Source organism: uncultured Marinobacter sp., assembly GCF_947488835.1.
Classification (GTDB): Bacteria; Pseudomonadota; Gammaproteobacteria; order Pseudomonadales; family Oleiphilaceae; genus Marinobacter.
The window spans coordinates 1,621,676-1,643,266 of sequence record NZ_CANLBK010000001.1; the positions used below are offsets into that span (position 1 = coordinate 1,621,676).

Sequence of the window (21,591 nt, forward strand, 5' to 3'; positions counted from 1 at the left end):
TTACAGGAAAGAAGCCAATGTCCCATAGCAAACTGACAGACCGTTTTGGCAGAACCGTCAACTACGTGCGCCTGTCCGTTACCGACCGCTGCGACTTTCGCTGCGTTTATTGCATGGCAGAGGAGATGACCTTTCTCCCTCGGCAACAGGTTCTGACGCTTGAGGAGATCGCCCGGGTTGCCAAAACATTTGTGTCCCTGGGCACGGAAAAAATCCGTCTGACAGGTGGCGAGCCTCTGGTCCGCAAAGACATTCTTGAACTGGTTCGGGAGATAGGCACCTACGGCCTGCGTGATTTTGCCATGACCACCAATGGCAGCCAGTTACCCACCATGGCAGAACCTCTGCGCAAAGCGGGTCTGAAGCGACTGAATATCAGCCTCGATTCTCTCGACCCGGAAAAATTCGCAAGCATTACTCGCACAGGCAAGTTGTCGCGGGTGCTGGAAGGTATAGACGCTGCAAGAGACGCCGGCTTTAAAGGCATCAAACTGAACACCGTGGTAATGAAAGGCGGCAATGATCACGAAGTTCCGGATTTGATCGAGTTTGCCCGGAAGAAAAACGTCGACATCACCTTTATTGAGGAAATGCCCTTAGGCGAGATTTCCGAGCACGATCGCGGGCAGGCTCTGTGCACCAGTGATGAGGTGCGTGACATTGTTCGCCAGCATCACGACCTGATGCCCACCCCCGAAGACTCCGGCGGCCCCGCTCGCTATTACCGGATGTCAGACAGCCCCATCAAGGTGGGCTTCATCTCGCCTCATTCCCACAACTTTTGCTCCACCTGCAATCGGGTGCGCGTAACTGTTGAAGGCCGGCTCCTCCTGTGTCTGGGCAACGAGCATTCTGTGGACCTTCGCCGAGTACTTCGCGGCCACCCGGTAAATGACGACAAACTGCGGCAAACCATCATCGACTCCATGGATCTGAAGCCCGAACGTCATCATTTCTCCAGCAACGGCGATGTGCAAATCCTGCGCTTCATGAATATGACCGGGGGATGATTCCCCCGGGTACCTGGCTCATTTCTGGCCAAATCCGCCGCTTAAAAACTCTTCCTCTCTTTAACACCCTTCACTTCACTGGCCTGATTGATCGTTAAGCATTAAGCTCTTGAACTCAAAACAATAATACTCAGGGCATATTCATGAAAAAAACCGGAGCGACTCTCGTTCGCCACGCTTTGGAGCAACTCGGTATACGTCGCACATTCGGCATTCCCGGCGTTCATACCACCGAAATTTATGATGAGCTGAACCGCTCTGAAAGCATTGAACCAACACTGGTTACCCATGAGTGTGGTGGTGCCTTCATGGCTGATGCCATCAGCCGCACCGGTGCTGAACTGGGCACACTTCTGATTGTGCCTGCCGCGGGGGTTACCCATGCTGCAAGCGGCATTGGCGAAGCGGGCATTGACGGCATACCCATGCTGATTATTTCTGGTGGGATTCATTCGGAATCCGGGCACAGATACCAACTCCACGAGATGGATCAGCACGCCCTGCTCAAGCCGATTACCAAGAAAACCTGGCGCATTGCCAGTCATCGGGAAATTATCCCTACACTTTACGAAGCCTATAACGTGGCCATGGGCGGCGAGCCCGGCCCCGTCTTTATTGAAATTCCGGTCAACATAAGCAACTTTCTGGGTGATGTGGATGACATGCCTCTTTATCAGGCACCGCAACCACCAGAACAGCCAGATCAAGCGTTGGTGGATGCGGCAGCCCAGGCTCTGGTGCAAGCTAAGCAACCGGGAATTTTCGCTGGCTGGGGCTCGGTTGATGCCCAGGCCGAGTTAATTGAACTGGCAGAGCTACTGGATGCGCCGGTTTCAACAACCCTTCAGGGACTAAGCGCCTTCCCGGGCAACCATCCTTTGCACACCGGCATGGGCATGGGCAATTACGCGGTTCCGGCAGCAACCAACGCCTTCGCCAAGGTAGACTGCCTGTTAGCTATAGGAACCCGATTCTCGGAAATCCCCACGGGGAGCTATGGCATTAGTCCGCCAGAGACTCTGATTCACATGGACATCAACCCTGAGGTATTCAGCGCCAACTACCCGGCCAGCCATACCCTTGAGGGAGATGCGAGGGTTACACTGCCCGCGCTTCTGAAAGCGGTCAAAACTTTACAGCCCACTGCATCCAGCACCGGCATTCGCGAGCAGATTGCCCAGGACAAGGCTGCCTACAAGAAAGAGTGGCGGGATCACGACAGCGGCGACCGGGTAAACCCGGAGCTGTTTTTCAGCCACCTTCGTGAGCGCCTTGATGACGATGCAATTGTCGTCGCTGACGACGGCAACCACACCTTCCTGGTGGCTGAGCTGTTGCCCATACTGGGCGCACGAAACTACATGTCCCCCAGCGATTTCAACGCCATGGGGTACTGCGTTCCCGGTGCCATCGGTGCAAAGCTGGCGAACCCAAAGCGCCAGGTCGTCGGTATTGTAGGCGATGGGGCATTGCTGATGACTGGAATGGAGCTGGTCACTGCTGCACGCCTGGGCGTCGGGGTGATGATTTTTGTATTCAACGATGGTGAATTGTCGCAAATTGCTCAGGCACAGCAAATTCCGTATAACCAGAAAACCTGCACGGTGCTGGGCGCCATGGACTATGAGGCCTTTGCCAAAGCCGTTGGCGTGGAGTTTGTTTCAATGGCGGGAAATGAAAGTATTTCTGACGGCCTGGAGATCGCGTTGCTGAAGTCGGCCGCTGGGCGGCCGGTTCTGGTAGACGTACGCATCGACTATTCCAAATCGACCCGGTTCACCAAAGGCGTGGTAAAAACCAACCTTGGTAGAATGGCGACCCGGGACAAGGTGAGGGTTGTGGGGCGGGCGCTTTGGAGAAAAGTCCGACCTTAGTGCTGCATTTCCCCATGCATATCTCCCATGGGCATCTCTGTGTTGAGATGCTCCAGGGTGATTGCATCGTACCGTATGATTTCACCCCCATGCTCCGTCATGAAGTCATGAGCTGCCGATTCTGTGGAGAAGGATGCCAGAGTCTGGCCCATGGCGCCTTCGCGCTCAGAACCCACCACGTACACAGCCTCGCGGGCATCGATCAGGGCGGCATCATCCGGGCTGGCCCATTCGGTTTGGCTCATGTCGTGAACGTACAGGGTGTGCTTGCGCACGACGTTCTCGGGTTGCAACGCCCAAGCGAACATATCGCGGGTGGAGCAGAACTTGTGGACTGTTTGCTCTTTCTCGGTAATCACTTCGCCCTTCGGGCCGGGGAAACGGGTGATGGCCATGCCGCATACGTGGCATTCGTCACCAGATTCAATATGCACTGGCGCAGGCTTTTCGACGACCTTCTCTGCTTCGCCCGAGCATCCCCCTAAAAGCAATGCGAACATCAACAGGAACGGCAGGGATTTGAATTGAGCAGACTTCATGGAGCTCTCCATAGTGTGATAGCCATAGTGTGGTTGCGGAAATCAGATGCGGCGGCCACGGAACAATGCCCAGGCGCCGGTTAAAGGAATAACAAACCAGAAAACCAGTGCCAGCCATAGCCCGCTCGGGCCAATGGGCAAATCAGAGCCAAGACTGAGAACACCGCTAAGCTGAGTGCTGTCGCTGAAGGTAACGATATTCAGTAGACGGTATATGTCGGTCGGATTGAGCAACAGAAGCCATGGCAACAATTCCGGGTTGAACTCGCCCTGGCTGGCGACCAGCGTGCCCAGCAGCAACAAATCGAAAATAAGCACAAAGAAAAACCAGATCGCCAAGGCCAACCCAGCAGCAATGGGCTTCTCACTTACCCGCACGCTGACCACGTACGCCAGTGCAATGAAGCTCCAACCCAGTAACGTTGTCGAAACAATAAAGCGCAACATAGCGACAGTAAGAGCACCAACGGCAACGTCTTCTACCAATAAGGCAATGGCAACGCCTGCTACGCCAAAGCCTATGAAGGTCGCCAAAGCCAATGTCAGCCCGTGCCCCAGAAACTTCCCGAACAACAACTGCCCGCGACTTAGCGGATACGTCATTAGCAGCAGAAGTGTACCGCCCTCTTCCTCACCCACAATGGCGTCGTAAGCCAGTAGCAGTGCAATGAGCGGAATAAGAAAGATACCCAGGCTCGCCAGGCTGGCAATGGTTGCAGGGGTAGACGCATAACCCACCTGCCCCGAGGCCGCTGCACCAAACCAGGCGATGCCCACCGCAAGTGTGGCAAACACCAAAGCAATGGCGATCAGCCAACGGTTCCGCAGGCTGTCGCTTAATTCTTTACGTGCAATTGTCCAGATGCTGTTCATTGGGCGCCTCCACGATGAGCAAGCCCACCCGAACCGATAAAGTGCACGTACACATCCTCCAGCGTTGGCTCGTAAATACCCAAATCACGCACTTCGCCCGATGCAACCAAAGCCTTCACCAGCTCCATTTTTTCTGCCGGCCGAACATCTACACGCAGCCGCCCGTTGGCCTGATGCATCATCAGCCCTGCTGAAGCCGGGGCATTATTTACAACCGCCTCCAGCGCCGCCACGGTGTTTTCAGGCTCTATAGAAAGGGTTGTGGGCATGTTGGCTTGTCGGCGCAAGGATGCGAGATCCCCCGCCGCCTTCAGGCTGCCATCCGTCAGAATCGCAGCCCGATCAATGTAAGGTTCCACACCGGGAAGTACGTGGGAACATAGGACAACACCCGTTCCATCGTCCCGCAGCGTTCGTAACAAACGGTAGAGGTCAGCGGTCGCTATTGGGTCCAAACCAACCGTGGGCTCATCCAGCATCAACAAACGCGGTTTTCCAAGCAAGGCCTGGGCTAATCCCAAGCGTTGGCGCATACCCTTGGAATAGGTTTTGACCCGGGCATCCATGGCATCATCCAGCCCTACCTGCCCCAACAACTCAGGAACCTGCCGCAGATTGGCGCCTTTCAGGCGTGCAAAATGCGCGAGAATTTCACGGCCGGTCAGCTGCGGATAAAACATTACGTTTTCAGGCAAGTAACCGATGTACTGGCTGATTTTGGGATCGCCCGCTTCGCCATCGAGTACAGACACTTTGCCCTGCGACGGCGTCATCAGCCCCAGAATCAGTTTGATGCTGGTAGTTTTGCCTGCACCATTGTGGCCAAACAACCCGAGAATTTCCCCGGGTTCAAGGCGTAGATCAACGCCATTCAGTACCAGCGCTTTATCGTACCGGTAGCTCACATTCTCAAGACGAAAACAGCTCATCAGGACTCCGGCTCCAACAATTTAGGGGGGCTCATTAACGGGTAAGAATCTTTGACACCCGCGGCCTTAACCACAGGAAACGCCTCCTGAACCCAGCGCAGCGTATCCACCGCCGGGCTGAACATCAGGATTTTCGCTTCAGGGTAGGTCCACAACAGTCGGTCAACATTATCGTTAGGCTCATAAGGCACATCACCAACACCGTCCTGGTTGCGATCCCAGCCCAGGTAATCACTCCAGTAATTGCCCACACCGTCCTTCGACCATTCCTGCGTTCGCAGGGCTACATACTTAACCTGCCGCTGATTGTTGATAAACGCATTGCGGAACACATCATTATCTTCCGAGCCGGCGGTCAGGTGAATACCCACCCCACTGTCCCGAAACACATTGTCTTCGAAGGTATTGTACAAAGAGTTATAGATAAACACGGCCTTGCCTTCCGCACCGGAAACCGACACCCCGGCCGTCTGCCCTTGAGACACCCCCGAAACCACATTCCCCCGCAGCACCGACTGGGTAATAAAGTTCATAAGAATGCCGTAATTCTCATCGTTCTCAGAGCGGTTATTAATCACCGTAAGGCGCTTACTCTGCATCAAGGCATAACCCGTTCGGGTCCCCCGGGTCACATTGCCTTCCAGGAGATTATCCATGGAATACATATAGTGAATCCCATAACGCAGATCCGCCATGGTGTTATTGCGAATCCTGTTCCGGTTCGCCGTCTCGATATAAATCGCATCCCGGGTCTGGCGAATATCATTGCCTTCAATCAAAGCCCCGGTGGTATTGAACAGATGAATGCCATTACCCCGATCGTTCGGGCGAACCGTCGCATCACCACGGATCGTATTGTTTCTCACCGTCACATCCGGTGCTGCATCCAGCCAGATACCAAACGCCGTACCTTGCAGATCACTGTTCTCAACAGTGGCGCCACGGGCCTCACGCTTTACGAAAACGCCTGCATTTAGTTGGTTCAAGTCCGTACCCCAATTGCGGATACGACACCCTGAAAGCGTTACATCCTCTGCCCCAATCACCACCCCATTGCCTGCGCCACCGCCGTCAATCAGCGTTTCCGAACCACAGGCTACAGTCACCCCCGGCACCCGAATGGCCAAAGGCGGAAGGATTTCAGAAGGGAGTTCAAAGGTAGCGCCCGGCTCCAAATCATCCAACTGTTGCTGAATATCGGCCTGAGCGGTCAGCGATAGCAAGGCGACTGTCAGGGCCGCCCCTAAACGCAAAATGTGGTGCATCAAATAAATTCTCGAGCTAAAAGCTACTGCCAAGTTCGGGCAAGAGACTGGAAGAGCGCTTTTCAAAACTGTGCGAAGCCATGGATGGCGAAGCCAAGCGTACACGGACGTATTCACAGCGTGTTTTGAAAAGCGCTCTTCCAGTGTCTTGCTACTCCAAAATCAGAAATAACCGGAGCCCTATAAAGGGCCCCGGTCAAAACACCTAAATCAAGCCGGCTCTACCAACATCCGACCCGTCATCTCCATGTGCAGAGCGTGACAGAACCAGTTGCAGTAGTACCAGTGAACACCCGGCTTATCCGCAATGAAGGTCACCGAAGAGGTCTGCTGAGGGCTGATTTCCATGCCCACACCGTGGTTTACCATACAGAAACCGTGAGTCACATCCTCAATGGTATCCTGGTTAGTAACATACACAGTTACCTCATCGCCCTGCTTCACCTTGAACTCAGTCAGGCCAAACATAGGTGCAACCGACGTCATGTAAACGCGAACCTTGTTACCGTCGCGAATCACCTTGTTGTCATACTCCAGAGCAACTCCGTCTTTCTCCGCCTGAGCACGGGCACCGGCGAAATACGGATCGTCACGAGTGTAAACCTTCTTGGTTTTAATCTGATCACGGCGAACCAGAATACAGTCGTGCGGCTCTGCGAACGCAGGACCATCGTGAACCAGCTTCATTTCCTCGCCAGAAATATCGATCAGCTGATCGTTCTCCGGGTGCAGAGGGCCAACCGGCAAGAAGCGGTCCTTCGAGAACTTGGACAACACAACCAACCACTTACCATCGGCATCGCGGGATTCCGTCAGAGACGCATGGTTATGGCCTGGCTGGTAATGCACATCCAGCTTCTGGCGCAGGTAGTTCACCTTCTCACCATTGTAGTGCTTGATGGCATCCGCAATGTTCCACTTGGCTACCTGGCTATCGATAAACAGCGTGGTATAAGCATTACCACGACCATCGTAGGTGGTGTGCAGAGGCCCAAGACCCAGCTCCGGCTCGGCAACAATCACATCACGAAGTTCGATTTTGTCATCAAACACATCGTCCAGCTTATCGATGGCGATCACCGAACAGGTTGGCGACAGCTTACCGGCGGCAATGAAGTACTTGCCATCTGGTGACGTGTTAACGCCGTGCGGGTTCTTTGGCACAGGAATATAACGGGTCAGCCTGGATTTACCACGACCATCAACCACTGGAACTTTCGAGTCGCCCAGAGTTTTGAAATCGCCATTCTTGACGGCTTCCTCAATGCGCTCAATGTTGAACACAACTACCCAGTCGCGGTCGTTACGCATGGTACCGGCCAAATCCGTCGCTTTCTCGGAGTTGTAGCAGGTAGAAGCCGCATATTTGCCAGTGTAATCGGCGTCTGTGTTGTCCAGGTTGCCGTCTACAATCACCTGCCAGGCGACTTCCATGGTTTCCGCGTCCAGCGCGTTAAACATGGTGTAGCTGTTCTCCATGGAGAAATCGCTACCGTCATTGGGGTGCGGAATCATATATTCTGCGTTGCAGAACACATACTTAGTGTGGGGCACTTTCTGCAGGCGCAACCCGTGAATGGCTTGCACGTTCGGAACGTGAGTAATCTTGTCGCACTTCATGATATCCAGGCGGATACGGGCAACACGGGTGTTGGCCTTGTCGTTGATGAACAGGTACTTGCCATCGTAACGACCGTCGGTCATGGAAACGTGCGGGTGGTGGCAATCGCCGTTCAGGTAGGTTTTGTCGCGACCCAGAATATCCTTACTTTCGTTGGTGATACCCCAGCCTGTGGCTGAATCAACGTTGAATACGGGGATCCGCATGATTTCACGCATGGACGGAACGCCAAGAACACGAACCTCACCCTGATGACCACCGCTCCAGAAACCGTAGTATTCGTCCAGTTCGCCCGGCCCTACGTGAATCTTGTTCTGAGCTTCCTTCGCTGCAGCAGCAAAGGACTCACGGGTCATTACAGCGCCACCAAGGCCTGCAGCACCCACTGCGCCAGCCAGAGCAGTCGCGCCAAGGAAGCGACGACGGCTCAACCCGCTTTCGCCATTTTCGGCAAGATCCTTTCCTAACTCTTCTTTCTTTTTCATAGCATTGAACTCCGTTATTGGTAATGGCGGTTCTATTTCTATTTCTATTTCTATTTCGATTTTATTTTTGGTTTTACACTGCTACGTCACCTGCACCACTGGAATCTCCTCAGGGCGGCCCGGGGCGTTATGACCACGACGCTTGCCACGACGCTTGACGATAAGCGGAGGACATTTGTGGTCATCGAAATAGGTCATCTGGCAGTCCAGACAGTAGTGACATTCCTGGTAGTTGATGGTGCCGTCAGGGTGAATAGCCTGCACTTCGCATTCCTTGGCACACAGCTGGCAAGGGTTGCCGCACTCCTTACGACGCTTGAGCCAGTCGAAAACACGCAACTTGGTCGGCAACGCCAGTGCAGCGCCCAGCGGGCACATGTAGCGGCAGAAAACCTTGCGAGTAAAAATGTTCACTACGAGTAGCAGAACCGCGTAGGTGACAAACGGCCAACTGCGATCAAAGCGAAGGGTAATTGCGGTTTTGAAGGGCTCGATTTCTGCCATCCTCTCAGCGGTTGCCAGCGAGTCCAGAGACACCCCGAACAGCACCAGCAATACGATGTACTTCACCGCCCACAAACGCTCATGAATAGGCCAGGGCACGTTGTACTGGGGAACCTTGAAGAAGCGTGCAATCTCGTTGATCAGCTCCTGCAGCGCCCCAAACGGGCACAGCCAACCACAATAAACAGCACGCCCCCAGAGCAACACGATGCCCGCCACAGAAGCCCAGAGCACAAAGATAATCGGATCAATCAGGAAGGTTTCCCAGGTGAAACCGCTGACCAGACTGTGCACAAATGCCAAGACGTTAACGATAGACAACTGGCCCAGGGCATACCAACCAATGAAGAACAAGGTGTAGGTGAGAAATGCGTGGCGAATCCAACGAGTCATCCTGGGCTTTTTCACCAGCCAGTCCTGGAAGAACAGGATCAGTAGCAACACACCAATTCCAATGCCCAGAACGATCACCTGGAACTGGCGCTGATACCAAACCTGAACCCATAGGGGCTGGGTTTCGAGCCATTCTTCGTCTGTGAGCACCGGTTCTGCACGGGTGTAATACTGTTCCGGCAGCTGGTATTCCAGAGGAAACACCTGGAACTCACTGTCCAGCGGGCCTGTCTGTCGTTTTACCGTCAGTTCCAGAGTCCAGGGTGACCCCGGATCAAAGTTGTGCTGCTGGCGAACAATGAAAATCGCCATTTCCTTGAAGCTGGGCATGCCTGCCGCGTAAACATCGCTCAGGCGAAAAAAGTCCAGGTCGCGGAAGTTGAAGGTATCGCCGTACTGTCGGATCTGAACGCGGTCGAAGATACCCCCGCGCACATAGCCCGAGCCCTTGAAGGAATAGTCACCGTTAGCCAATACGGCAATAGCCTGCTCCCCTTCCTTCAGCTCGGACATCAACCAGTCATACTGTTTTTCACCCAGCAGATTCCGACCAATCACCGGTGAATCCAGGTAAGTTGCATACAGATCAATCAGTGGCTCATCACGCTCATCAGGTGCAGCTGTTTCAACGCCTTCCGCTTCAGTGCCTTTGAAGGAGTCATCTACCTGGCCTTTGGTCAGCAGCATGCGGCGAATCGAGCCGTCGCCGGTCAATTCTTCCCAGGTGCGAGGCTGAAAACCATCTTTGACAACCTCAGCCGCTGGCGGTCGCTTGGTGCCGCTGCCTTCTACCAGCCCAAGTTCAACCCCCACCCGGTGCGCGGTGCGCATAATGACTTCGTTGATCACCATAACCGTAACTGTGGCACCGGAGAGCCCGTCAACAGCAATCTTGCGCTCGGTAGAGGTGCCACCGACAGTAACCCGCTGATCTGCTTTCAAGCCGGTGTACTGATCGGTAAATGCGTGCATCTTACTTTCGGGAATGCCCACCAGAAGTATGGGCTCATCATGGTGAATCACTTTGGCAAAGCGGATAGTGCCTTCGGTATCGAGCACCACCATGGCGTTCAGTGGTTTGCCGGAATAGGCAGGCGTTTGCACAAAATCCAGGGATTGATAGGCATAACCTTTCAGTTCGTCAGCGGCATACAACTCCTGGATAGCGCGGTTGCCTTCCCGTGGTTCAACCCGATCTACTTCCGGGAAGGCCTTTTGGATAACCTGCCTGCCAGACACCGGCTCATACTGGCTGAGCGGTGCTGCCTGAACCATCGACAAAGTTGCGAAAAGCAGGGTAAAAATACAAAAGACACTGCGAAAAATAACGTTCAAAACAAGCCCCCAACGGAAACAGCGAATCACCTACGCCTGAGTTAAACAGCCTATGCGATCGAGGAATAATTCAAATACCTCTATATGGATATGTCTTTTTCGCAAGAAGCAAAAAGGCATCCTGGCTAGCCGAGGTTGACCGCGATCCCACTCCTATCAAGTGGCAGATAATTGCTGACATGCCCCAAACGAATCGACTCCACCATCATGGTCAGTGGCTGTTGGGCTTCGTCGGACGATGGTGCCGTGCCCCCTCGGCCAGACATGGCCGCAACGAAGACCACATCCCATGACTGGCCAGTGCTCTTGGACTCATCAACCAGTACAGCAAACTCCAAGACTTCTTCGAGGGCTTTGTCCACGCATATAACGGGCGTAAGTGCGCCGCCCTCACCCCGCTCAAATGCGGCTTTTTCGTCTGCCGATGCGTCATCTGGCAGTTCTGCCCGACAGAAAACAAACAATAGGCGCTGGGGTTCGTGTTCACTTTTTGCTGTTTTGATCAAATCACTGTAACTGCTAATCATGAAGGCAATATCCTTTCAATTTTCTACTGACTGATTTCGATCAATCGCTTGGGATCAGAGATAAACAATTTGCTCCGGTTTACCCGCACAAGCCCGTTGGATTTCAAATCTGCCAAAATCCGCGAGAAGGTTTCCGGTTGCATCGCAAGCCGGGACGCTACCAGGCACTTTGGCAATGGCAATTCGACTTCCCCGCCTTCGGAAACACCATTTGGCAGCAAATCGATCAGGTAACGGATCAAACGATCACGGGCATTTTGAACCGTCATAATTTCAAGATCGTGGAACCGGGAAACTGCACGCATGGCGTAGTGACGGAGGGCCGCGTTGGCATACTCAGGCTTGCTATCAAGCAGTTCCTGATAGGCTTTCACGGGTATCATCAGAACTTCACTGGATTTCAATGCTTCGGCGTAGCACGCATAGCGGGCTGGGTCGGCGTAGATCATTACTTCTGCAAAGCAGTCACCTGGTGCAATACTATCGAGTGTTCGATCAATGCCGGAGGAATCCAGCCGGTATAGCCGCAAGCGCCCGGATACCACAAAGAAGAAGTGATGGGCTGGCATGTCCTGCCGGTAGAGCAGTTGATGATGCCCCAAGCGAAGCCGACGGGACTGGAGCACGAGATTCTCAAAGTCTGCGTCGCTGAGCGTGTTAAACAGGGCGTGGCTGCGCATGGGCTGCAGCACGCTTTCGCCGTTGGTCAACTCATTCACAGCCAACACAACAGGTTTGGCGTAGCGGGTTTGTGCAGGTTGCGTAGCCATCATTGCTTTGTCCCCTTCCATATCATGCATTCAAAATCATGTTTTAGATAATAAGAGGATACTCCTGAAAAATCGCTCCCCCCATGGGGGTAGTATCACGGATACTTGGTAATAATTGACTTAACGCAATATTTCGCATTACTACCTATTTTCCGGGATGACATCCGTGTCTTTCTTTAAATCACTGCATCAAGGGCGAGTCGGGGAGCTCAAGATCGACCCCCTGAACACCTGTTTCGACGGCCAGCACCTGTAAATACTGACGAAATGCCCGACGGGTCACGCTTTCGCTCAGGTATTGACGAATCTGCGGTTTTACATGCTCGTATGGCAGCTGTTCGCCATCGATACGCTGATCTACCCGCACGATGTGCCAGCCATAACGGCTTTCGATCAATTCCGGATTCAGGCCTTCTTTGAGCGTCAGCACTGGCCGCTCAAACTCTTCAACGGTCTGCCCCTTGCTGATCTGCCCAAGGCTACCGCCCTGGTGACGGGATTCACACGCAGAGTACTGCTTGGCCAAAGGCGCAAACTGGGCCCGCCCTTCAATCAAAGAGGTAAGTAACTGTTGCCCGATTTCTTCCTGCCGCATGCGTTCCTGCACATCGTCTGGTGCTGCAGCCAGCAGAATGTGGCTTACAGCCATTAATGTCGGACTGCGGAAACGGCCCGGGTTGGCTGCATGAAAGCGCTCGCAGTCTTCGTCGCTGGGCTGGGGCACGTCGAGCTCCTGCTCGAGCACCTGTGCTATCGCAGCTTCTTCATCCAGCTCTTCTGGCAGTTTCAAAACTTTAGCCTGTTGCAGAAGCAGCTCTCGAATAACAAGGCTTTTGGCGGCTTCGTGCCATGCTTCCGCAACTTCTCCAGACGGGTGGTGCTGCATTTCCCGAGCGATATCATCTTCAGGTATCAGGGTTTCACCCACATACACTGGCGGAAACTGGTTTCTGGGTTTTTCGGGTTCACCGGTTGGGATCAGTTGCATGGAAAGTCTCCGTACATGTTTTCAGTGGCGCCACCCCCTCTCCCCAACCCCTCTCCCGCGAGGGGAGAGGGGCTTTTACTGCACTGCTCTCTGGCGTGAGGGCAATCCCGCAGGTTGGGATGTGTGGCTCCCCTCTCCCCTCGCGGGAGAGGGGCTGGGGGAGAGGGGGCGCTTTATCTCTTAAGCCCGCTTACGCACGACCTGGTACTTCCGACCGAAGTACTCCAGCGGCACACTCAACATGTGCACCAAACGGGTGAACGGGAAGATTACAAAGATCGTCAGGCCCAGGAACATATGCAGCTTGTAGATCCAATGTACGCCTACCATGTACTCGGCTGCCCCGCCCTGGAAGGTGAAGATAGCCTGTGCCCAGCCTGCCAATTGCAGCATGGTGCCGCCATCAAGGTGTCCCAGCGTTGGCAGAATGGTTGCCAGCCCCAGCACCACCTGAACAACCAGGATGATGATGACCATGTTATCGGCAAAGGTACTGCTTGCGCTGACCCGTGGGTCCGTCAACCGGCGATAGGCCAACATAGCGCCACCAATCAGGCACATAACCCCGGCGATGCCGCCCACCACAATCGCCAGTACCTGTTTGGTACCTGCGGTCATGAAGGGCTCGTACACAAAGTGTGGCGTCAGCAGGCCAACCAGGTGGCCAAAGAAGATCACCAGAATGCCTACGTGAAACAACACGCTGGCCATGACCATGTTTTTCTTGCGCAGCATCTGGCTGGAATGAGCCTTCCAGGTGAATTGCCCATGGTCGTATCGTGCCCAAGTGCCAAGAACCAGCACCACCAGAGCGATGTACGGATAAATCCCGAAAATCAATGTATTCAGATAAGACATCATCTTGGTCTCCTCCTGCGCCGTCAGGCGTCTCTCGCGGCGGCACGCGCCTGAGCGGGCGTTACATCCGTCATCAGATGATCACTGAGGTGAATGGTCTGGGTTTGTTCCATTTCGCGGCGGCGCTGGCCAACAACGCTGCCGGTGTTACAGGAACTGCCCTGGTCATCCACAAACTTCACCATTTCTTCTTCCCAGACCTTATCCAGCGCTTCTGCTGTGTCGTCACGCTCTTCCGAGGCCACAAGCTGTGCCAGTTCCTGACGGTCGGTTGTGCGGCCAGACAATTCCAGCAACGAATCCATGGCTACGTGGTACAGGCTTTCACGCTGATAAAGCCGCTCGCCAAGAAGCCCAAGAATATGGTGGATATCCTCCAGCCAGTTCTGGATTTCTTCCCAGGGCCGCGTTGACAGATACTCCAGAAACAGCGGAAGGTAATCCGGCAATTCCTTGGCATCGATTTCCAGCCCATTGGTGCGATATTGCTCCATCAGATCAACCATAGCCTGGCCACGGTCACGGGATTCACCGTGCACGTGCTCAAACAACAGCAGGGAGGTGGCGCGGCCTTTATCGAAGGTGCCGGTATAGGCCTCTTCGAGATCCAGCAGATCACCCTCACACAGGCGGTCGATACACTGGAGCAGCTGCTCCTTGTTTTTCCGTGGTAGCCGGCTGTCCTCCAGGACAGCGGCTACCATGGCGTCTTTGGAGGCCTGAAGTTCAGCGGAGGGATACTCCAGAATCCGTGCCAGTACTTTCAATAATTTCATGCGGCCTCCTTACTTCTGCAGCTGTTTGGGGTCGACTTGCTTCACAGTGGTCAGCTTTTGCACCATGGACGTGGTGTTTTTACGACCACCAAACATGCTGAATTCGCTGTCACCACCGCTGCAACCGTCGCCGAAGCTGAAGCCGCAACCGCCGCGCTCGCCGTGTGCATCCGGGAAAGCTTCCTTCGCCAGTTCACGGTGGCTGGTGGGAATCACGAAGCGATCTTCGTAATCCGCAATGGCCAGATAACGGTACATTTCATCAGCTTGAGCCTTGGTCAGGCCGACTTCTTCCAATGCCCGCAGATCTTCAACGCCATCTACGGTTTCTGCTCGTTTGTACAGGCGCATTGCCATGATGCGTTTGAGCGCGCGCACAATCGGCTTCTCGTCCCCTGCGGTGAGCAGGTTGGCCAGATACTTCACCGGGATACGCAGGCTTTCGATCTTCGGCAGTATGCCGTCGAACTCAACCTTGCCGGCTTCTGCTGCAGACTGGATCGGGCTCAGTGGCGGTACGTACCAGACCATTGGCAGAGTGCGGTATTCCGGGTGCAGAGGCAGGGCCAGTTTCCAGTCCACCGCCATCTTGTACACCGGGCTGCGCTGAGCTGCCTCGATAACGTTCATTGGCACGCCGTCTTTCTGAGCCTGTTCAATCACCTTCGGATCGTTAGGGTCCAGGAAGATTTCCAGCTGCTTTTCATACAACTCGTGCTCGCCCGGAGTGCTGGCCACTTCTTCGATGCGGTCGGCATCGTAAAGCAACACACCCAGATAGCGGATACGGCCTACGCAGGTCTCGGAGCACACGGTCGGCATACCAGCTTCAATACGCGGGTAGCAGAAGATGCACTTTTCAGACTTACCGGTTTTCCAGTTGAAATAGATTTTCTTGTACGGGCAGCCGGATACACACATCCGCCAGCCGCGGCACTTGTCCTGGTCGATCAGTACAATGCCGTCTTCTTCCCGCTTGTAGATGGCGCCGCTTGGGCAGGCCGCTACGCAGGTCGGGTTGAGGCAGTGCTCGCACAGGCGGGGCAGGTACATCATGAACGTGCTTTCAAACTGACCGTAAATGTCGGCTTGAATCTGGTCGAAGTTTTTATCCTTTCGACGCTTGGCAAACTCGGTACCGAGAATTTCTTCCCAGTTCGGGCCCCACTCGATTTTCTGCATGCGTTTGCCGGAGATCAGGGAGCGTGGCCGTGCAACCGGCTGGTGCTTGCTGTCGCCTGCGGTGTGCAGATGCTGATAATCGAAATCAAACGGCTCGTAGTAGTCGTCAATTTCCGGCAGGTCCGGGTTGGCGAAAATGTTCGCCAACACCCGGAACTTACCGCCAATACGCGGGCGGATCTTGCCGCTGGCATCGCGCATCCAGCCGCCTTTCCACTTGTCCTGATTCTCCCACTCTTTCGGGTAACCAATACCGGGCTTGGTTTCGACGTTATTGAACCAGGCGTACTCCATGCCTTCACGGCTGGTCCACACGTTTTTACAGGTCACTGAACAGGTATGGCAACCGATGCATTTGTCCAGGTTCAGCACCATGCCTACTTGGGAACGGATCTTCATTTTACAGCCTCCTGAACAGTGTCGTTGCCTTCGCCATCAAGCCAGTCAACGTTCTTCATTTTGCGCACCACCACGAACTCATCGCGGTTGGAACCCACGGTTCCATAGTAGTTAAAGCCGTAGGAGAACTGCGCGTAGCCACCAATCATGTGTGTGGGCTTCGGGCAAGCCCGGGTAACCGAGTTGTGAATACCACCGCGGCTTCCAGTCACTTCCGAGCCGGGAATGTTCACAATCCGTTCCTGGGCGTGGTACATCATCATCATGCCCGGCATAACCCGCTGGCTGACCACGGCTCGCGCTGCGAGTGCGCCGTTGGCGTTGAACACTTCTACCCAATCGTTGTCTTCCACACCCACGTCGCGGGCGTCGTCTTCACTCAGCCATACAATGGGGCCACCGCGAGACAGGGTCAGCATCAACAGGTTGTCGCTGTAGGTACTGTGGATACCCCACTTCTGGTGCGGCGTCAGGAAGTTCAGCGCCTTCTCCGGGTTGCCGTTAGGCTTGGCATTCAGCAGAGGTGCAGCCGCTTTGGTATTGATCGGCGGGCGATACACCAACAAGCTTTCACCAAAGGCCCGCATCCACTCGTGGTCGAGGTAGAACTGCTGGCGGCCGGTCAATGTGCGCCAGGGAATCAGCTCGTGCACGTTGGTGTAGCCGGCGTTGTAAGACACGTGGTCGTCTTCCAGGCCAGACCATGTGGGGCTGGAGATGATCTTGCGGGGCTGAGCCACAATGTCACGGAAGCGAATCGCTTCGTGCTCTTTGCCCACCGCAAGGTGGCTGTGATCCAGCCCGGTGAATTCCGACAGCGCAGCCCAGGCCTTAACAGCCACGTGGCCGTTGGTTTCCGGCGCCAGCGTCAGAATTACTTCTGCTGCATCAATCGCACTTTCAATTTTCGGACGACCTGCGTTCGCTCCGTCGATGTGCGTGTAGTTCAGCTCACCCAGGAAGCTCACTTCTTTTTCGGTATTCCAGTTAATACCCTTACCACCGTTACCCAACTTGTCCATCAACGGCCCAAGTGAGGTGAAGCGCGCGTAGGTATTCGGATAATCCCGCTCTACGGTAATGAAGTTTGGCGCAGTTTTGCCTGGAATTAGATCACATTCGCCTTTCTTCCAGTCTTTCACATCAAACGGCTGGCCCAATTCAGCTGGCGCATCGTGCATCAGCGGCATGGTGACTACGTCTTTCTCGACACCCAAGTGGCCTTCAGCGGCCTTGGAGAATGACTTGGCGATGCCTTTGTAGATTTCCCAGTCACTGCGGGATTCCCACGCGGGGTCTGTCGCAGCGGTCAGCGGGTGAATGAACGGGTGCATGTCGGATGTATTCAGGTCGTTCTTTTCGTACCAGGTTGCGGTCGGCAGAACGATATCTGAATACAGACAGGTGGTGGACATACGGAAGTCGAGAGTAACCAGCAAGTCCAACTTGCCCTCAGGCGCCTCATCACGCCATTTCACTTCCTCAGGCTTCACGCCGCCGTTATGACCCAGATCTTTGCCCTGCACACCGCTGGTGGTGCCCAGCAGATATTTGAGCATGTACTCGTGGCCCTTACCGGAGGAACCCAGCAGGTTGGAGCGCCAGATGAACATGTTGCGCGGGTGGTTCTCCGGTGCTTCAGGATCTTCCGACGCAAAGGCCAGTGACCCGTCCTTCATGGACTGGGTCACGTAAGCAGGCACATCCATACCGGCCTTCTCAGCCTCTGCTGCGATGGTCAGTGGGTTGCGATTAAGCTGTGGCGCAGATGGCAACCACCCCATGCGCTCGGCACGCACGTTGTAGTCGATCAGGCTTCCACCAAACTTGGACTTATCGGCCAGAGGCGAAAGAATCTCGCTCACATCCAGCTTCTCGTAGCGCCACTGCCCGGAATGAGCGTAGAAGAACGAGGTGCCGTTCATCTGACGTGGTGGACGCTGCCAATCCAGACCAAATGCCAGCGGCTGCCAGCCAGTCTGCGGGCGCAGTTTTTCCTGGCCTACGTAGTGAGCCCAGCCACCACCGCTCTGACCGATACAACCACACATGACCAGCATGTTGATCAGCGCGCGGTAGTTCATGTCCATGTGGTACCAGTGGTTCATACCGGCACCCACGATGATCATGGAACGACCCTTGGTTTTATGGGCGTTCTCACCAAATTCACGGGCAATGCGAATCACTTTTTCGGCGGGTACGCCGGTGATCTTCTCCTGCCAGGCCGGGGTGTAGGGCTTGACCTGATCGTAGGAGGTTGCGCTGTCATCTTCACCCAGACCACGGCTCAGGCCGTAGTTGGCCATCATCAGGTCGTACACGGTAACCACAAGGGTTTCGCCGCCTTCAGCCAGCTCAATTTTACGGCTGCCCAGCTTGTGGGTCAGGGTGTCGCTGATTTCAACCGACTTGAAGTGCTCGTGTTTAACACCGCCGAAGTACGGGAAGGCCACATCAACCACTTCGTCGTGCTTTTCAACCATAGACAGCTGCAAGCTGACATCTTCAGTTTTCGCTGTTTGCTTGAGGTTCCACTTGCCTTTCTCACCCCAGCGATAGCCGATAGATCCGTTGGGCGCGGTCAGTTGGTTACTGGCCTCGTCAATGGCAATGGTTTTCCACTCAGGATTGTTCTCTTCACCCAGGCCACCCACCAGATCGCTGGCGCGCAGGAACCGGCCAGGTACGTAACGGCCATCTTCCATTTTGTCGAGCTTCACCAGGTACGGCATATCGGTGTAGCGGCGCACGTAGTCGGTGAAATACTCGCTGGGGTTGTCGAGGTGGAATTCCTTCAGAATGACATGACCCATAGCCATACCCAGGGCGGCATCTGTGCCCTGCTTGGGGTTCAGCCACTCGTCAGACAGTTTGGAGACCTCGGCGTAATCCGGGGTAATGGCAACGGTTTTGGTGCCCTTGTAGCGCACTTCCGTGAAGAAGTGGGCGTCCGGAGTACGGGTTTGCGGCACGTTGGAACCCCAGGCAATGATATAGCCGGAGTTGTACCAATCCGCAGATTCAGGAACGTCGGTCTGCTCACCCCAGACTTGTGGGGAGGCCGGCGGCAAATCGCAGTACCAATCGTAGAAGCTCAGGCACACGCCACCAATCATCGAGAGATAACGGCTGCCTGCAGCGTATGAAACCATGGACATGGCGGGAATGGGCGAGAAGCCAATAATGCGATCCGGGCCGTGTTTTTTGGCGGTATAAACGTTAGACGCGCCAATCAACTCGTTAACTTCGTCCCAGCTGGAACGCACAAACCCGCCCATACCACGGCGGGGTTTGTACTCTGCAGTTTTCTTCGGGTCTTCAACAATAGACGCCCAGGCTTCAACCGGATCGTTGAACTGCATGCGGGCTGCGCGCCAAAGCTTCATCAGATGCTTGCGCATCAGTGGGTACTTCAGGCGGTTGGCGCTGTACATGTACCAGGAATAGCTGGCACCACGAGGGCAGCCACGGGGCTCATGGTTGGGCAGATCCGGACGGGTGCGGGGGTAGTCAGTTTGCTGGGTTTCCCAGGTCACCAAACCATTCTTGACGTAGATTTTCCAGCTACAGGAGCCTGTGCAGTTTACGCCGTGGGTGGAGCGAACGATTTTATCGTGCTGCCAACGTTGGCGGTAGCTGTCTTCCCAGTCGCGATTTACGTCGTGGGTTTCGCCGTGGCCGTTCGCGAAGGACTCGCGCTTTTTACTGAAGTAGCTCAGCTTATCGATCAAATGACTCATGGTCTCTCTCTCCATCAACCCGTCTGCGGATCGTTTTTCCGAATTGAAACCATTGTGTGGGAGAAAAACCCTGAAATCTGCGTGGTTACTACCACATAACCCCGCCCTACCACCGAGGAGGTATGGCTGCTATATCCCCGGATGGAGAAGTGCGTTACGTTCGTGGCGGCGGTTAAAGCGGGCAAACATGAACTGGCAAACACAAAGCAGAATAAACACGATCATGAATACGGCACTGCGAACCCCCAGCCAGTGGTTCACCGCACCAAAAATAACCGGCAACAAAAAAGCCACTGAGCAGGCGCCGACCAGCAGTAATCCGGCAACAAAGGCAGCATTCTGACGACTCTCAATAATCACCATTCTCTGCAAACTGCCCATGGCACTTCCTAGCGCCACTCCAAGCACCACCACAAAGATTCTTTCAATATTCATGGGTAGCGCAAACTCAACCCTGATGGTTGCCTCCACACCTCGAATGAACAGCGTCATGGGCGGGTAAGACAGCACCACCAGGGCAACCAAGCCAACAAAGAGCGAGCGGCTGATAACGTTAGGGCTGCCATAGCGATCAGACAGCCCCCCACCCAGAATCTGCGCCAGAGCCCCCGGTATGATGAACCATTGCGCCAGCCTGGCCCCTGATCCCACCTGAAGCCCAAACTGTGAGGAAAGATAATCTGGAAGCCACAAAGCCAACGCAAAAAAGCTTCCAGCCACCACACCGAAGTAGGCGACCAGCTGCCACATCCCCTGCTGATTGAGGTGTCCGAACAGAACTTTCATGGAAGTTTCTGTTTGCGGGTCTGCTCTCGCATCCTCGGGATCAGTCAGTAAAAGCAGCAGCGCCAGCACCAGCATGAGAACAATCAGGTAAGCCAAGGGAACGCCGTGCCAAGAGAAAGCTTCGTGAAAAAGGGGCACTAGATAATAGGTAAAGCCAGCGCCGGTAACACCTGCACCAAACACTCCCAGCACAAGTCCAAGCCTGCGAGGCTGGCAGTTACTGGTTACAAACTGCAATCCTGCACTGTAAAAGCCGCCTGCAAGCCCTAGCCCGCCAGCCGCCAGCAGATAGCCAATAAACGTATTTGTGGTAAGCAAAACCACCATGCAGGCAGCAAGCCCGGCAAGGCATCCGAGCATTATGCGCCGGGCGCCAAACTTACGGGCTGCCAGTCCTGCGGGAACGGCTAAAAGAGCGCTAACAGCCATAGGCATGGCTAACAACAAGCCAAACTGAAGATTACTAAGACTGAGCTCGGCTCTGAGATGTATTCCAGCCACTGCAAACAGCGTCCAGCAGCCTGCAGCAATAACGAAGCCTGTTACCGCCAGCGGCAGAATTACGGCAAGAGATGCCAGCCGCTCATCCTCCTGATCCGCCTCTGACCCCATCTGCTAACGCCCTTGTGAACAGGTTTTAATACCGCTTAACAGTCTCGGCTTTTGCCCTGACGCAGGTCAAAGACTATGATGGGTTACCAACCATTGGGGTAATTGACTATCCTCAAGGAGGTATT

General features: G+C 54.6%; 16 protein-coding genes. 2 read left to right on the forward strand and 14 right to left on the reverse strand.

Annotation, left to right across the window (positions count from 1 at the left end):
* Nucleotides 1-17 precede the first annotated feature (17 nt).
* A complete protein-coding gene (gene moaA / locus Q0824_RS07535) occupies nucleotides 18-1,010 on the forward strand; it encodes a GTP 3',8-cyclase MoaA (RefSeq protein WP_298448982.1) in 993 nt (330 codons plus the stop codon).
* A 143-nt stretch (nucleotides 1,011-1,153) separates the two neighbouring features.
* Nucleotides 1,154-2,884 carry a thiamine pyrophosphate-binding protein gene (locus Q0824_RS07540; protein WP_298448984.1) on the forward strand — a complete coding sequence of 577 codons (1,731 nt, stop codon included), beginning with the start codon at nucleotides 1,154-1,156 and terminating at the stop codon, nucleotides 2,882-2,884.
* On the opposite strand, the gene Q0824_RS07545 is transcribed toward Q0824_RS07540, so the two are convergent.
* The 14 genes from Q0824_RS07545 to Q0824_RS07610 form a co-directional block, all read right to left on the reverse strand.
* Complete coding sequence (locus tag Q0824_RS07545) at nucleotides 2,881-3,423, reverse strand: nitrous oxide reductase accessory protein NosL (RefSeq protein ID WP_298448986.1); 543 nt, start codon at nucleotides 3,421-3,423, stop codon at nucleotides 2,881-2,883. The genes Q0824_RS07540 and Q0824_RS07545 overlap by 4 nt on opposite strands.
* 42 nt (nucleotides 3,424-3,465) lie before the next feature.
* Entirely contained in the window at nucleotides 3,466-4,296 is an 831-nt protein-coding gene (locus Q0824_RS07550; RefSeq protein WP_298448987.1) for an ABC transporter permease subunit, read from the reverse strand.
* On the reverse strand, nucleotides 4,293-5,225 hold the full coding sequence (locus Q0824_RS07555; protein ID WP_298448989.1) for an ABC transporter ATP-binding protein: 933 nt from the start codon (nucleotides 5,223-5,225) through the stop codon (nucleotides 4,293-4,295). The genes Q0824_RS07550 and Q0824_RS07555 overlap by 4 nt, the downstream gene beginning before the upstream one ends.
* Nucleotides 5,225-6,490: a nitrous oxide reductase family maturation protein NosD gene (locus Q0824_RS07560; protein WP_298448991.1), complete on the reverse strand. Its 1,266-nt coding sequence runs from the start codon at nucleotides 6,488-6,490 to the stop codon at nucleotides 5,225-5,227. The genes Q0824_RS07555 and Q0824_RS07560 overlap by 1 nt, the downstream gene beginning before the upstream one ends.
* 210 nt (nucleotides 6,491-6,700) lie before the next feature.
* Entirely contained in the window at nucleotides 6,701-8,596 is a 1,896-nt protein-coding gene (gene nosZ, locus Q0824_RS07565) for a TAT-dependent nitrous-oxide reductase (RefSeq protein WP_298448993.1), read from the reverse strand.
* An 81-nt stretch (nucleotides 8,597-8,677) separates the two neighbouring features.
* Nucleotides 8,678-10,768: a transcriptional regulator NosR gene (gene nosR / locus Q0824_RS07570; protein ID WP_298449563.1), complete on the reverse strand. Its 2,091-nt coding sequence runs from the start codon at nucleotides 10,766-10,768 to the stop codon at nucleotides 8,678-8,680.
* Nucleotides 10,769-10,953: 185 nt separating this feature from the next.
* Nucleotides 10,954-11,355, reverse strand: coding sequence for a ribonucleotide reductase subunit alpha (locus Q0824_RS07575; protein WP_298448995.1), 402 nt, complete (start codon nucleotides 11,353-11,355; stop codon nucleotides 10,954-10,956).
* Nucleotides 11,356-11,378: 23 nt separating this feature from the next.
* Nucleotides 11,379-12,155 (reverse strand): Crp/Fnr family transcriptional regulator, encoded by a 777-nt coding sequence (locus tag Q0824_RS07580; RefSeq protein ID WP_298448997.1) that lies wholly within the window; start codon nucleotides 12,153-12,155, stop codon nucleotides 11,379-11,381.
* Nucleotides 12,156-12,306: 151 nt separating this feature from the next.
* On the reverse strand, nucleotides 12,307-13,113 hold the full coding sequence (locus tag Q0824_RS07585; RefSeq protein ID WP_298448998.1) for a peptidylprolyl isomerase: 807 nt from the start codon (nucleotides 13,111-13,113) through the stop codon (nucleotides 12,307-12,309).
* A gap of 180 nt (nucleotides 13,114-13,293) precedes the next feature.
* Nucleotides 13,294-13,971, reverse strand: a complete 678-nt coding sequence (gene narI / locus Q0824_RS07590; protein WP_298449565.1) for a respiratory nitrate reductase subunit gamma — start codon at nucleotides 13,969-13,971, stop codon at nucleotides 13,294-13,296.
* A gap of 23 nt (nucleotides 13,972-13,994) precedes the next feature.
* Nucleotides 13,995-14,747, reverse strand: a complete 753-nt coding sequence (gene narJ, locus Q0824_RS07595; protein ID WP_298448999.1) for a nitrate reductase molybdenum cofactor assembly chaperone — start codon at nucleotides 14,745-14,747, stop codon at nucleotides 13,995-13,997.
* 9 nt (nucleotides 14,748-14,756) lie between these two features.
* Nucleotides 14,757-16,328, reverse strand: coding sequence for a nitrate reductase subunit beta (narH, locus tag Q0824_RS07600; RefSeq protein ID WP_298449001.1), 1,572 nt, complete (start codon nucleotides 16,326-16,328; stop codon nucleotides 14,757-14,759).
* Nucleotides 16,325-20,068 carry a nitrate reductase subunit alpha gene (locus Q0824_RS07605; RefSeq protein WP_298449003.1) on the reverse strand — a complete coding sequence of 1,248 codons (3,744 nt, stop codon included), beginning with the start codon at nucleotides 20,066-20,068 and terminating at the stop codon, nucleotides 16,325-16,327. The genes narH and Q0824_RS07605 overlap by 4 nt, the downstream gene beginning before the upstream one ends.
* Nucleotides 20,069-20,197: 129 nt before the next feature.
* Entirely contained in the window at nucleotides 20,198-21,466 is a 1,269-nt protein-coding gene (locus tag Q0824_RS07610) for an MFS transporter (RefSeq protein WP_298449005.1), read from the reverse strand.
* Nucleotides 21,467-21,591 lie beyond the last annotated feature (125 nt).

Bases quoted from the DNA above. Each gene is read 5' to 3' on its own strand.
- Q0824_RS07560 (WP_298448991.1), bottom strand. From the start codon at position 6,490: ATGCACCACATTTTGCGTTTAGGGGCGGCCCTGACAGTCGCCTTGCTA.
- Q0824_RS07580 (WP_298448997.1), bottom strand. From the start codon at position 12,155: ATGCATGATATGGAAGGGGACAAAGCAATGATGGCTACGCAACCTGCA.
- Q0824_RS07605 (WP_298449003.1), bottom strand. From the start codon at position 20,068: ATGAGTCATTTGATCGATAAGCTGAGCTACTTCAGTAAAAAGCGCGAG.
- Q0824_RS07545 (WP_298448986.1), bottom strand. From the start codon at position 3,423: ATGAAGTCTGCTCAATTCAAATCCCTGCCGTTCCTGTTGATGTTCGCA.
- Q0824_RS07555 (WP_298448989.1), bottom strand. From the start codon at position 5,225: ATGAGCTGTTTTCGTCTTGAGAATGTGAGCTACCGGTACGATAAAGCG.
- Q0824_RS07550 (WP_298448987.1), bottom strand. From the start codon at position 4,296: ATGAACAGCATCTGGACAATTGCACGTAAAGAATTAAGCGACAGCCTG.
- narI (WP_298449565.1), bottom strand. From the start codon at position 13,971: ATGTCTTATCTGAATACATTGATTTTCGGGATTTATCCGTACATCGCT.
- nosR (WP_298449563.1), bottom strand. From the start codon at position 10,768: ATGGTTCAGGCAGCACCGCTCAGCCAGTATGAGCCGGTGTCTGGCAGG.
- moaA (WP_298448982.1), top strand. From the start codon at position 18: ATGTCCCATAGCAAACTGACAGACCGTTTTGGCAGAACCGTCAACTAC.
- Q0824_RS07610 (WP_298449005.1), bottom strand. From the start codon at position 21,466: ATGGGGTCAGAGGCGGATCAGGAGGATGAGCGGCTGGCATCTCTTGCC.
- Q0824_RS07575 (WP_298448995.1), bottom strand. From the start codon at position 11,355: ATGATTAGCAGTTACAGTGATTTGATCAAAACAGCAAAAAGTGAACAC.
- nosZ (WP_298448993.1), bottom strand. From the start codon at position 8,596: ATGAAAAAGAAAGAAGAGTTAGGAAAGGATCTTGCCGAAAATGGCGAA.
- Q0824_RS07540 (WP_298448984.1), top strand. From the start codon at position 1,154: ATGAAAAAAACCGGAGCGACTCTCGTTCGCCACGCTTTGGAGCAACTC.
- narH (WP_298449001.1), bottom strand. From the start codon at position 16,328: ATGAAGATCCGTTCCCAAGTAGGCATGGTGCTGAACCTGGACAAATGC.
- Q0824_RS07585 (WP_298448998.1), bottom strand. From the start codon at position 13,113: ATGCAACTGATCCCAACCGGTGAACCCGAAAAACCCAGAAACCAGTTT.
- narJ (WP_298448999.1), bottom strand. From the start codon at position 14,747: ATGAAATTATTGAAAGTACTGGCACGGATTCTGGAGTATCCCTCCGCT.